Source organism: Brevundimonas sp. FV1ye29L, from assembly GCF_058681095.1.
This window is the reverse complement of the sequence record NZ_CM178730.1, coordinates 713,389-726,354: the sequence shown is the minus strand read 5'-3', so window position 1 is coordinate 726,354 and position 12,966 is coordinate 713,389. Positions and strand designations below refer to the sequence as shown.

The window sequence follows — 12,966 nt, the reverse complement described above, 5'->3', positions numbered from 1 at the left end:
TTGCCGAATGGCCCCCAGTCGCTACGCAAGAGATGCGGTCACAGGATCGCCACACTCAGACCGAGGTATTCCATGCGTTCGACCGCCCGTCGCCTTGCCCTTCTGGGAGGCGCCGCCGCCTCCGTCCTGATCGCCTCGTCCGCCCTTGCCGGGGATTTCGCCCCGGCCGTCACAACCTCGGCCGCCGCTCCTGCAGCTGTCGCCGCCATGCCGGTCCAGGCCCGGGGCGAACGCCTCGCCCCCCTGCCGGCCGTGGACATCCCGTTCACCCGCTTCGTCCTGCCCAACGGCCTGACCCTGATCGTGCATGAGGACCACAAGACCCCCGTCGTGGCGGTCAACATCTGGTATCATGTGGGGTCCAAGAACGAGCCGACTGCCCGGTCCGGCTTCGCCCACCTGTTCGAACATCTGATGTTCAACGGGTCGGAGAACTATAACAACGACTTCTTCAAGGGCACCGAACTGCTCGGCGCCACGGATCAGAACGGCACCACCAACAACGACCGCACCAACTATTTCCAGAACGTCCCGACCTCGGCGCTCGACTCCATGCTGTGGCTTGAGAGCGACCGGATGGGTCACCTCGTCGGCGCCATCGACCAGGCCCGGCTGGATGAGCAGCGCGGCGTCGTCCAGAACGAGAAGCGCCAGGGCGAGAACCAGCCCTACGGGCGCGTCTGGGACGCGATCACCGAAGCCACCTATCCCGCCGACCACCCGTATGGCCACACGGTCATCGGCTCGATGGACGATCTGAACGCGGCGGATCTCGACACCGTCAAGAATTTCTTCCGCGACTACTACGGGGCCGCCAACGCCACCATCGTCCTGGCCGGCGACATCACCCCTGAGGAAGCCCGCGCCAAGGTCGAGCAGTATTTCGGCGACATCCCGCCCGGACCTCCGGTGACCCACGCGGAATCGATGATCGCGAAGATGACCGGCGCCCAGACCGAAACCATGTACGACCGTGTGGGCCAGCCCCGCATGTACAAGGTCTGGAACACGCCCGAGGCCGGCGCCGCCGACAGCGACTACCTCGGTCTTTTGGCCCAGGCCCTGACCTCCGGCCGTAACTCGCGCCTCTACAAACGACTGGTGTTCGACGACCAGATCGCCACCCAGGTCGCCGCCTTCCAGTCCGAGGGCGAGATCGGCAGCCAGTTCCTCGTCATGGTCACCGCCAAGCCCGGTCAGGACATGGCTCGCATCGAGGCCATCGTCGACGAGGAAATGGCCAAATTGCTGCGTGACGGTCCCACGGCCGAGGAGCTGGAACGGGCCCGCACCAATGTCGGCGCCGGTCTGGTGCGCGGGCTGGAGCGGATCGGCGGCTTCGGCGGCAAGTCCGACCTTCTGGCCGAGAGCCAGGTCTTCCACGGCGACCCGGGCGCCTGGAAGGTCAGCTATGAACGGCTGCTGGCCGCCACTCCCGCCAATGTGACGGCTGCCGGCCGGGCCTGGCTGACGGACGGCAGCTACCGTCTGAACGTCCTGCCCTTCCCCGACTATGCCGCCGCCACTGCGGGCGTGGACCGGTCCGCCGGCGTACCGGCGCCGGGTGAAGTGCCCGCCGCCGTCTTCCCCGGCGTGCAACACGCCACCCTGTCAAACGGGCTGAAGGTGGTTCTGGCCTCGCGCTCCGGCGTGCCGACCGTCAATATGAACCTGATTGTCGGCGCCGGCTCTGCGGCGGACGCGACGGGCAAGCTGGGCCTCGCCTCGCTGGCTCCATCGGTCATGACCAACGGCACGGACGAACTCGACGCCCTGGAAATCAGCGACCGGCTGCAGCTGCTCGGCGCGACCCTGGGCGCTGGTTCGGCGGCCGACTACACCTCGGTGTCGATGTCGGCCCTGTCGTCGCGTCTGGCCCCGTCGCTGGACCTCTATGCCGACGTGATCCAGAACCCCGCCTTCCGGCCCGAGGACTTCAACCGCGCCCGGGCCCTGCAAATCGCCGGCATCCAGCAGTCGAACCGCACGCCAGGGGCCATCGCCAGCCGCGTCCTGTCGGCCAGCGTCTTCGGACCGGAGAACCCCTACGGTCGTCCGACCCAGGGCACCGAGGCGACCGTCGCCACACTGACCCCCGCTGACGCCGAAGCGTTCCACGCCGCCTGGTTCCGCCCTGACAACGCCACCCTGGTGGTTGTCGGCGACGTGTCCATGGCCGACCTGACCGCCCAGCTGGAACGCGCCCTGGCCGGCTGGAAGGCGCCCGCCAGTCCCCTGCCCGCCCGCGCCGAACGCCCGCTGCCGACCGCGTCCGCAACGCCGCGCATCCTGGTGGTCAACCGTCCCGGCCCGCAGGCGACCATCGTCGCCGGTCGCCTGACGGCTCCGTTCGACGCGGCCGTCGAGGCCGAGCAGGACGTCTTCAACACGGCCCTGGGCGGCGCCTTCACCAGCCGCATCAACATGAACCTGCGCGAGGACAAGCATTGGTCCTACGGCGCCGGCTCGGGCGTGCGCACCGGCCTCGGCCCGCGCATGTTCTCGGCCTCGGCCGGGGTTCAATCCGACAAGACCGTCGAGAGCCTGGCCGAGATCCGCAAGGAACTCGACGAGGTCACCGCCCGTCGCCCGCTGACCGAGACCGAGCTGAATGCGGTCAAGGCCAACATCGTCCAGGGCATGGCCGGCGGCTGGGAGACCAATGGCGCAGTCATGGGAGAACTGACCCAGATGGTCGTCTACGGCCTGCCGGAGAACTACTATGAAACCTACGCCGCCAATGTGCGCGCCACCACGACGGCAGACGCCGCCGAGGCCGCCCGCACCGTGGTCGGCACGGGTCCGACCAGCTGGGTCGTGGTCGGGGACGCGGCCGCGATCACCGACAAGCTGAAGGCCCTGAACCTCGGCGAGGTCGTGGTCGTCGACAACTACGGCAACCCGGTCCAGTAGGACCGGGCATCGCCCAGAACGACAAAGGCCCGGGAGCGATCCCGGGCCTTTCTTTTTGGGCCGCGGTCGTCGGCCCTGCGGGACCTCCCGACCCGACGCGGCCTATCCTGCCGCCCAACCTCCCGCCAGCGCCTTGAACAGGGCGATCTGGTAGGTGGTGACGAGGGCGTCCGAGGCCGCCAGCGTCGCATCCGCCGCCGCCAGGGTTCGCTCGGCGTCCAGCACGGCCAGGAAGCTGTCGGCGCCGGCGTTGAACCTCAGCCGGGACAGCCGGGTCGCTGTCGCCGCCTGGTCCCGCGCCTCGGTCAGGGCCGCACGGCGGTCCAGCTCGTTGGCATAGGCCGACAGGGCCGTCTCCGTCTCCTGCAAGGCCGTCAGCACCGTCTGGTCGAAGTCGGCCAGGACCGCCTCCGACAGGGCGCCGGTCCGGGCGATCCGGGCGCGGGCGACGGCGATATTGGGGAAGGACCAGCTGATCAGCGGCCCGACGCTGAACCGCAGATTGCCCTCATCGCCCAGACCATCCGCGTCCAGCGCCGTCGACCCGATAGATCCGCCCAGGCTGACGGTGGGGAACAGCGAAGCGGTCGCCACATTCACCCGCGCGGCGGCGGCCGCGAGGTTGCGCTCGGCCTGACGGACATCGGGACGTCGGGCCAGAAGGGCGGCGCCGTCGCCGACCGGGATCGGCTGGCTCAGCTGGGGCGGACGGGCGCACTGACGCGCCGCCTCCGAGGCTTCCGCCGGCGTGCGACCGGTCAGGGTCGAGAGCCGGAAAAGCGCCGCATCCCGCAGCGCCGTCAGCGACGGCAGGCCGGCGCGGGTCGAGGCGAGGGCCGAGCGGGCCCGCGCCACGTCCAGCCCGGTGCCGGCCCCGCCGTCGAGCAGGGTCCGGGTCAGACGCGCGGTATCCTGCTGCAGTTCGATGGTTCGTTCGGCGACCGTGATCTGGGCTTTCGCCGAACAGGCGTCGGCATAGGCCCGCGTCGTTTCGGCCGCGACGGTGACCCTGACAATGTCCAGCGCCGCCGCAGCGGCGTCCGCATCGGCGCGGGCGGCGCGGATCGAGGATCCGACCCGGCCGAACAGGTCAATCTCGTAGGCGACATCCAGCCCGGCGGAATAGCTGTCGACCTCATCCTGGGTCACGCCGTCGGAACCCGGCACGGTTGCGGCCGAAGCCCGGCTGCGCTGGCCCGAAGCAGACAGGGCGGTAGTGGGCAGACGCCCGGCACGGCTTTCGGACAGCGAGGCCCGCACCGCCCGCAGATTGGCCTCGGCCGCCTCCAGCTGGTTGTTCTCGGCGAAGGCCTGGGCGATCAGCTGGTCGAGGACCGGGTCGTTGTACAGCCGCCACCAGTCGTTCCGCGCCTCGGCGGTCGAGACCGCCCCGCTGGCGGCCGCCGGGACGGCCCCGACCAGCGCGCCCGTCGCCGTCGACGGCAGGGCCGCGTCAGGCGCCCGGGGACCAACGGCGCAGGCCGAAAGCAGGGCGGCGGCCGAGACCACTGTCATCAGGGAAAAGGCTCGAACGGACATCAGGCGTCTCCGGCACGGACCGCCGGGGCGAGCCCGTCATCTTCGGTCGGCGAATAGGTGGTGGGCGTGGGCGGCGACTTCTCGGGTTCATGCGGGATGCGCGCGGCCAGGCCCCGGCAGATCACATAAAAGACCGGGGTGAACAGCAGGCCGAAGACGGTCACGCCGATCATGCCGAAGAAGACGGCGGCCCCCAGCGAACGCCGCATCTCGGCGCCCGGTCCCTCGGCCAGGACCAGAGGCAGCACACCCAGAATGAAGGCGAAAGACGTCATCAGGATCGGCCGCAGACGGGTCCGCGCAGCCTGGACGGCGGCGTCCCAGCGGTTGAGCCCGTGCTCGTCCTCGCCCTGTTTGGCGAACTCGACGATCAGGATGGCGTTCTTGGCCGCAAGCGCCACCAGCACCACCAGCCCGACCTGGACCAGGATGTTGTTGTCCAGACCCAGGGCGTTGACCCCCAGCATGGCCGCCAGCACGCACATCGGCACGATCAGGATAACCGCCAGCGGCAGGGTGAAGGCCTCGTACTGGGCCGCCAGCACCAGGAAGACCAGCAGCACCGACATCGCGAAGATGAGCGTGGCCCCGCCTGATGCGGATTTCTCCTGCAGCGCCAGGCCGGTCCATTCATAGGAGAAGCCCTGCGGCAGGGTCGCCCCGGCCATGCCCTCCATGGTCGCGAGCGCCTGACCGGACGACACGCCCGGCGCCGCCTGGCCCTGAAGCTCGGCCGCCGGGAACAGGTTGTAGCGCACCACCCGCGCCGGACCGGAATCCTGACGCAGATTGGCGACGGAGCCGATCGGCACCATGGCGCCGGTGTTTGACGGCACCTTCAGATTGGCGATGTCGGCCATGTCGTCGCGATAGGCGGGCTCGGCTTGGGCGGTCACCCGGAAGGTGCGGCCCAGCATGTTGAAGTCATTGATGTAGGACGAGCCCAGATAGATGCCGAGCGTGTTGAACACCTCCGACGGCTGGACGCCCATCATCAGGGCCCGGTCGCGATCCACATCGGCGGCCACGCGCGGCGACCCCGTATTGTAGGTCGAGAAGACCTGCTGGACCTCGGTCGGCGCCTGTGCGGCCGCGCCCATCATGGCGAATGTGGCCCCCTCCAGCGCCTTGTAGCCGGCGCCGGAACGGTCCTGGATCATCATGCTGAAGCCATTGCCATTGCCCAGACCCTGAACGGCGGGGGGGGCGATGACGAAGATGCTGGCCTCCTCGATGCCGCCGGTGGCCTGGGTGATGGCCCCGGCCAGCGCCGTCGCCGCCTGTTCCTTCGTGCGATCCTCAAAGGCGTCGAGACGCACGAACAGGGTTGCGGCGTTGGAGCCGAACGAGAAGCTGGAGCCGTCGAGGCCGGCGAAAGCCACGGTGCCGTCCACCCCCTCGGTGCTCTCGATGATCTGGCGCGCCCGCAGCATGACCTGCTCGGTGCGCTCGAGCGACGCGCCGGCCGGCAACTGGACCACGCCGATCAGGAAGCCCTGATCCTGTTCGGGAATAAAGCCGGCGGGCGTCTCCACCAGCCGCCAGGCCGTCATGGCCAGAAGCCCGACATAGACGACCAGCATCAGCACGACCAGACGGACCAGTTTCGCGGTCAGGCGGCCGTACCGGTCCGCCAGCCAGTCGAAGCCCTCGTTGAACTTGCGACCGGCCCAGCCGACGTAGTGGAAGGCGCGCCGGATGAACCAGACAATGGAGCCCCACAAGCCGGGCTTGCGGAGGATCACGGCATGATGGTCGTGCGGCCTGTGCGGCTTCAGCAGCAGGGCGGCCATGGCCGGCGACAGGGTCAGGGACACGAACAGGGAGATCACCGAGGCCGCCGCAATGGTCACGGCGAACTGGCGATAGAAGATGCCCGGAATGCCCGGTACGAACATGGTGGGCACGAACACGGCGATCAGCACCAGACCGATGGCGATCAGGGCGCCGGACACCTCCTGCATGGACCGATAGGCGGCGTCGCGGGGCGACAGGCCCTCGCGGATGTACCGCTCGACGTTCTCGACCACGACGATGGCGTCATCGACCACAATGCCGACCGCCAGAACCAGGGCGAACAGCGACAGGGAGTTGATCGAATAGCCGAGCGCCAGCTGCACGGCGAAGGTGCCGACCAGGGCGATGGGAATGGCCACGATCGGGATCAGGGCCGCACGCCAGGTCTGCAGAAAGACCATGACCACCAGAACCACCAGGATCACGGCCTCGATCAGGGTATGCTGCACCGACTCGACCGAGGAGGCGACGAACTCGGTCGGATTGTAGGGCACCGACACCGCCATGCCCCGGGGCGCCTCGGCCTTGATCTTCTCGATCTCCGCCAGGACGCGTTCAGCCGTGCCGAGGGCGTTGGCGCCGGGCTGCTGGACGATGGCGATGCCGACGCCGCGCTCGCCGTCGAAATAGCCGCGGATGCCGTAGTCCTGGGCGCCAAGTTCGACGCGGGCGATGTCGCTGATGCGGGTGACCCGTCCCTCGGCGTCCGTCTTGATGACGACCTTGGCGAACTCCTGCGGATCGGTCAGACGACCCTGGACCTGGACCGGCTGGGCGAAGGCGGCGCCGTTGGTGGCGAAGGGGGGCTGGCCCAGCGAACCGGCTGCGGCCTGGACGTTCTGGGCCTGAAGGGCGGCCACGATCTGGCTGGCTGACAGGCCCCGCGCGGCGGCCTTGGCAGGGTCGATCCAGATCCGCATGGAATAGTTGCCGCCGCCGAACACCTGGACGGAGCCGACGCCGTCGATCCGCAGCAACCGGTCGCGCAGGGTCGAGTTGGCGTAGTTGCCGACATAGTCCGTATCCAGAGAGCCGTCCGGCGAGGTCAGGCCGAGGATCATCAGGAAGCCGGTCTCGGCCTTGTTGACCGTCACCCCGACCTGACGCACGGCGGCGGGCAGCCGGGGCTCGGCGAGCGCCACCCGGTTCTGGACCAGCACCTGGGCCGAATCCAGATCCGTCCCCGGCTGGAAGGTGACGGTGATCGCCACCACCCCGTCCGAGGTGGAGGACGAGGTCAGATACAGCATCCCCTCGACGCCGTTGACCTCCTGCTCGATCGGAGCAGCGACGGTCTCGGCCAGGGTCTCGGCGGAGGCGCCGGCATAGGCCGTATTTATCGTGATCGTCGGCGGCGCGATCTCCGGATACTGCGACAGGGGCAGCAGCGGATAGGCGAACACCCCGATCAGGGTGATGAACACCGCCAGCACGGCCGCGAAGATCGGCCGGTCGATGAAGAAGCGTGAGATGTTCATGAGATCAGTCGCCGCTCACCAGGGCGGCGGCCGAGGTGCCGGTCGCCGCAGGCGTGGAATAGGTGACGGGCGCATTGGCCGACTGCGGCGTGCGGGTGATCGTCCCGTTGACGGGCTTCACCTTCTGGCCGGGCATCTGCACCCGCTGGGCGCCGTTGATGATAATGCGATCGCGGGCGGTGACGCCCGACCGGATCACGCGCAGGCCGTCGACCAGCGGACCCAGAACCACCGCGCGCGGCGTCACCGAGCCGTCGGCGGCCACGACCGAGACCGTTCGGCGGGCGCCGTCGGTGCCGATGGCCGAATCCGGAACCAGCAGGGCGTCATAGGCGCCGGCGCCGGCGACGCGAGCCTGGCCGAACATGCCCGGCTTCAGGAAGCCGTCGCCGTTCGGCACCACGGCGCGCAGGCGAATGGTGCCCGATGCGGCGTCGATCGCGTTGTCGGTGAAGTCCAGCGTCGCCGTGCGGCTGAAATCGCTCTCGTCCTGAAGGCGGATGCGAACCGGAGCGGCCGAACCGGCGCGAACCTGACGCTGATATTTCAGCAGGGTGGCTTCCGAGCCGTCGAAGACGAAATAGATCGGGGCGGAGGAGACGATGGTGGTCAGGATGTCTCCGGCCGAGGACCCGCCGCCGACCAGATTGCCCGGATCGACGCGACGATCCGACACCCGGCCCGAGACAGGCGCGGTCACACGGGTGAACTCAACGTCCAGCTGGCGGGCGCGGATCGTCGCCTGGGCGGCGGCGATATTGGCCTCGGCCGTCTTCAATGCGCCGGTGTTGGCGTCCACCTCGGCCTGGCTGACAGCCTGGGCGGCCAGCAAGCCTTGCGAACGGGTCAGGTTGGCGCGGGCCAGGGTCACCTGGGCCTCGGCCTGGGCGAGGGCGGCGCGGGCGGCGGCCAGCTGGGCCTGGGCCGGACGGGGGTCGAGGGTGAACAGCAACTGGCCGCGGCGAACGAAGTCCCCGTCGCGGAAATGCACCGCCTGGACATAGCCGCCAACCCGGGCGCGCACATCGACCGTCTGGGTCGCCTCGAACCGGCCGGTGAAGTCGTCCCAGTCAATGACCCGTTCGGCCAGTGGATTGGCCACCGTCACCGGCGCCGCCGGGGGCGGGCCCTGGGCCTCCCCCTTGCTGGAACAGCCGTAGAGGCCGCCCGTCACCATGACGGACAGTGCAAGAATTTTCAGCCGGCGCATGCGCGCGTCTCCAGGTCCGGGGAATTGCATTTCGGCCTGCGAGACCGGGGGAGGGCTGACGCAGGTCAACAGCTGATGACATTAGACGCCCGGCGACGCTTGTCAACAGGCGATGACATAGCCATAAGAGGCGTGGGGGAATTATTGGAGTGACGAAGGTCATGCTGGCGCCATGCCAAAGACCGCGTAATGCGGCTGCGACGCGAGAAGCCATTCTCAAGGCGGCGAACCGACGCTTTTCGGCCGAGAGCTACGACCAGGTCGGCATGCGCGACGTGGCGCGCGACGTCGGCGTCGATCCGGCCCTGATCTCCCGCTATTTCGGCTCCAAGGAAGATCTGTTCGTTTCGGTGCTTGAGGACTGCGGCAATGGCTCCTCCATCACCGAGGGTCCGCGCGAGACCTTCGGCGAACGGATCGCCCACGACCTCGTCTATGGCCCCAAGAAGGAGGGGAAGCTGGAGTGGTTGTTGATCATGCTGCGGTCCATCGCCTCGCCAAAGGCCGCCGAGATCGTCCAGCGCAACAGCCGTGAGCGCTTCTACCAGCCCTTCACCGACTGGGTCGGCGGCCCTGACGCCGAGATCAAGGCCCGTCTGGCCGGCGGCATGATGATGGGGCTGGCCATCAGCCGCGACATCACCGGCGGCTTTGGCATGACCGAAGAGCAGTGCGACCAGATGTGCAAACGGCTGGCCTCGACCCTGCAGGACCTCATCGACAACTGACCGCGGCGCCCGCCCCGCGCCAAAAAGACGGCGATGGTGCGTGAAACAGCGCCCGGGACGGACAGAATCCCTCGCGGCGCAGCATTTTGCCCAACGGAATTTTTCCAAAACATCAAAACGCGGAATGTTTTTGCGTCACAGACGGCGCAATCCGGCATTCCTTGGAATATTTCTCCTTTCGGTCGCTTGTGCCGTTCCCGAGGTTAAGGCTATATGCGGGGGCAATCAGGAGCGGGCCGTGCCGCAAGCCTATCGTCATAACCCCCGGAAGCCGTCGGCCATCGCCGTCGCGGCGGTCCGCGAGCGAAGCCCGGCGGCCCCCGTCGCGGCCCTGACCACCCTTATTCTCAGCGTACTTCTCACCCTCCTCGCCCCGGCGGGATGGATGCCGCTGACCTGACAAACACCGCAGGTTCGAACGCACCCACCCGCTCCCCCTTCGGAAGCGGGTTTTTTCTTGCACCTGAAATCACCCCTCCAGACCGCCTGCCAGAAGAGCCCGACACAGTGACTGACCAAGCGTCCCCCGCAAAAACGCCCGTAGACGATCCCGGCCCGGCCAATCGCCGCAGCCGCACGATCACCGCCGGCCCCGGCCGGGCGGCGGCGCGTTCCTATCTGCGCGCGGCGGGGATGCAGGACGCCGACTTCGACAAGCCGATGATCGCCATCGTCAACACCTGGTCGACGGTCACCCCCTGCAATATGCATCTGGACCGTCTTGCCAGGGACGTCCGGGCGGGAATCATCGCCGCGGGCGGCTGGCCCGTCGACTTCAATACGATCGTCGTTACCGACGGCATCTCCATGGGGTCGCCGGGCATGAAGGCCTCGCTGATCTCACGCGAGGTCGTGGCCGACTCCATCGAACTGGCGGTTCAGGGGCACCAGCTGGACGGCGTGATCTGCATCGTCGGCTGCGACAAGACCATTCCGGCCGCCGCCATGGCCCTGGCGCGAATGGATATCCCCGGCCTGGTGTATTACGGCGGCACCATCCTGCCGGGCGTCCTGCCGTCGCCGCAGGGCGACAGGGAGGTCTCGGTCCAGGAGGTGTTCGAGGCCATCGGCGCCCATGCGGCCGGGACCCTGGATGATGAAGGCCTGAAGGCGGTCGAGAGCGCCGTCTGTCCCGGCGCGGGCGCCTGCGGCGGCCAGTTCACCGCCAACACCATGGCCATGGCCCTGTCGGTCATGGGCCTGTCGCCCATGGGCGCCAACGACGTCCCCGCCGTCGACCCGGCCAAGGCGGCCGAGGGCGAACGCTGCGGCCGGCTGATTGTCGAGCGGGTCTTCGCCGGCGACACGGCGCGCAAATACATCACCCGCGCCAGCCTGAAGAACGCCGCCGTCGCCGTCTCGGCCTCGGGCGGGTCGACCAATGCCGTCATGCACCTGACGGCCATCGCGGCCGAGGCCGGCGTCGATTTCGGCGTCGAGGACTGCCACCAGGCCTGCGTCGAGGCGCCGGTCATCTGCGACCTGAAGCCCGGCGGCCGCTTCCTGGCTTCCCACCTGTTCGCCGCCGGCGGCACGCGACTGGTGACCCAGCGCATGGCCGCGGCCGGCAAGATCGCAAACACGCCGACGGTCACCGGCCGAAGCCTGTTCGCCGAAGCCGCCGAAGCGGAGGAAGCCCCCGGCCAGCAGGTCGTCGCCACCTTCGACGCTCCGGTCATGGCGCGCGGCTCCTATGCCGTCATCTATGGCGACGTCGCCCCCGAGGGCGCCGTCATCAAACTGACCGGCCACAAGGTCGACAGGTTCGAGGGTCCGGCCTGCGTCTTCGACAGCGAGGAAGACGCCTTCCACGCCGTCCAGGATGGATCGGTCGGCGAAGGCGACGTCATCATCATCCGCTATGAGGGGCCGAAAGGCGGCCCCGGCATGCGCGAGATGCTGCAGGTCACCGCCGCCCTGAAAGGCCGCAGGATCGAGAACGTCGCCCTGCTGACCGACGGCCGTTTCTCGGGCGCCAGCTACGGCTTCGTCGCCGGCCACGTCTCACCGGAAGCGGCGGCGGGCGGCCCCGTCGCCCTGATCCGCGACGGCGACCGCATCACCATCGACGTCACCAACCGCCGCATCGATGTGGACGCCGACCTGGCGGCCCGTCGCGCCGCCCATGTCCCCCCGCCCCTGAACCCGGCCGTCGGGGTCTTTGCCAAATACCGCGCCTCGGTGGCCTCGGCCGCCCAGGGCGCCGTGACCATTCCCAACCCTCCCCCGGCCCAGACTCCCCGGTCCGTCGCCGCCAAATCCCATGAGAAGGCCTGAACCATGCAGATCTACACCAATGACGACATCCGTCCGGGCGTCATCGCCGGCCAGCGCATCGCCATCATCGGCTATGGCTCGCAGGGCCGCGCCCACGCGCAGAACCTGAAGGACTCCGGCCACGACGTCGTCGCCGGCGTCCGCGAAGGCGGCAAGGGCTGGAAACACGCCCAGGCCGACGGCGTCCCGACCGCCGAGCCGGCCGAGGCCGTCAAGGGCGCCGACATCATCGCCATCCTGACCCCCGACATGATCCAGGCCGAGGTCTACAGGACCGTCATCGAGCCGAACGCCAAACAGGGTTCGGCCCTGCTGTTCGCCCACGGCTTCTCGATCATCTACGGCCGCATCACCCCGCGCGAGGACATGGATGTCATCCTGGTCGCGCCCAAGGGCCCGGGAGATCTGGTCCGCCGTGAGTTCCAGCGCGGCCGCGGCGTCCCCTCCCTGTTCGCCATCGAGAAGGACGTCACGGGCAAGGCCCGCGACCGCGCCATGGGCTATGCCAAGGGCAACGGCGGCGCCACCGGCGGCCTGCTGGAAACCACCTTCCGTGAAGAGACCGAGACCGATCTGTTCGGCGAACAGGCCGTCCTGTGCGGCGGCGCCAAGGAGCTGGTCATCTCGGGCTTCAACACCCTGGTCGAGGCCGGCTACCAGCCCGAGATCGCCTATTTCGAATGCCTGCACGAGCTGAAGCTGATCGTCGACCTGTTCTACGAGGGCGGCATCACCAAGATGAACGAGTTCATCTCCGAGACCGCCAAATGGGGTTCGGTCGTCTCGGGTCCGCGCGTCATCAACAATGAGACCCGCGCCCGCATGAAGGAGATCCTGACGGAGATCCAGGACGGCACCTTCGCCCGCGAGTGGATCGCCGAGAATGAAGCCGGCAAGGGCGCCTATGACGCCCTGGTCAAGGCCGACAGCGACCAGACCATCGAGGCCGTCGGCGCCTCGCTGCGCGAACGGATGGCCTGGCTGCAGGCGCCGAAATCCGAAGCCGCCTGAGCCGGACTGAACC

The 12,966-nt window shown here is 68.5% G+C and carries 8 protein-coding genes; 5 read left to right on the top strand and 3 right to left on the bottom strand.

Annotated elements, in window-relative coordinates; all coding sequences use genetic code 11:
- The first annotated feature begins 72 nt into the window (after positions 1 to 72).
- Entirely contained in the window at positions 73 to 2,913 is a 2,841-nt protein-coding gene (locus ACW17W_RS03625) for a M16 family metallopeptidase (protein WP_492079387.1), read from the top strand.
- A 102-nt stretch (positions 2,914 to 3,015) separates the two neighbouring features.
- Here the strand turns inward: ACW17W_RS03625 and ACW17W_RS03620 are convergent, their stop codons facing one another.
- From ACW17W_RS03620 to ACW17W_RS03610, 3 genes are read right to left on the bottom strand one after another with little or no spacing between them, the layout of a single operon-like run.
- The gene (locus ACW17W_RS03620) at positions 3,016 to 4,452 is read right to left on the bottom strand and encodes an efflux transporter outer membrane subunit (RefSeq protein ID WP_492079386.1); all 1,437 of its coding nucleotides are present in this window, start codon (positions 4,450 to 4,452) and stop codon (positions 3,016 to 3,018) included.
- Positions 4,452 to 7,727: an efflux RND transporter permease subunit gene (locus ACW17W_RS03615; protein WP_492079385.1), complete on the bottom strand. Its 3,276-nt coding sequence runs from the start codon at positions 7,725 to 7,727 to the stop codon at positions 4,452 to 4,454. Before ACW17W_RS03615 ends, ACW17W_RS03620 begins: the two co-directional genes overlap by 1 nt.
- Positions 7,728 to 7,731: 4 nt before the next feature.
- Positions 7,732 to 8,937: an efflux RND transporter periplasmic adaptor subunit gene (locus ACW17W_RS03610; RefSeq protein WP_492079384.1), complete on the bottom strand. Its 1,206-nt coding sequence runs from the start codon at positions 8,935 to 8,937 to the stop codon at positions 7,732 to 7,734.
- 149 nt (positions 8,938 to 9,086) lie between these two features.
- On the opposite strand from ACW17W_RS03610, the gene ACW17W_RS03605 reads away from it, so the two are divergent.
- From ACW17W_RS03605 to ilvC, 4 genes are all read left to right on the top strand, one after another.
- Positions 9,087 to 9,665, top strand: a complete 579-nt coding sequence (locus ACW17W_RS03605) for a TetR/AcrR family transcriptional regulator (protein WP_492079383.1) — start codon at positions 9,087 to 9,089, stop codon at positions 9,663 to 9,665.
- Between the two features lie 238 nt (positions 9,666 to 9,903).
- Positions 9,904 to 10,065, top strand: a complete 162-nt coding sequence (locus ACW17W_RS03600; RefSeq protein WP_492079382.1) for a hypothetical protein — start codon at positions 9,904 to 9,906, stop codon at positions 10,063 to 10,065.
- 107 nt (positions 10,066 to 10,172) lie between these two features.
- Complete coding sequence (ilvD, locus tag ACW17W_RS03595) at positions 10,173 to 11,942, top strand: dihydroxy-acid dehydratase (RefSeq protein WP_492079381.1); 1,770 nt, start codon at positions 10,173 to 10,175, stop codon at positions 11,940 to 11,942.
- A 3-nt stretch (positions 11,943 to 11,945) separates the two neighbouring features.
- A complete protein-coding gene (ilvC, locus tag ACW17W_RS03590; RefSeq protein ID WP_492079380.1) occupies positions 11,946 to 12,953 on the top strand; it encodes a ketol-acid reductoisomerase in 1,008 nt (335 codons plus the stop codon).
- The last annotated feature ends 13 nt before the right edge of the window (positions 12,954 to 12,966 follow it).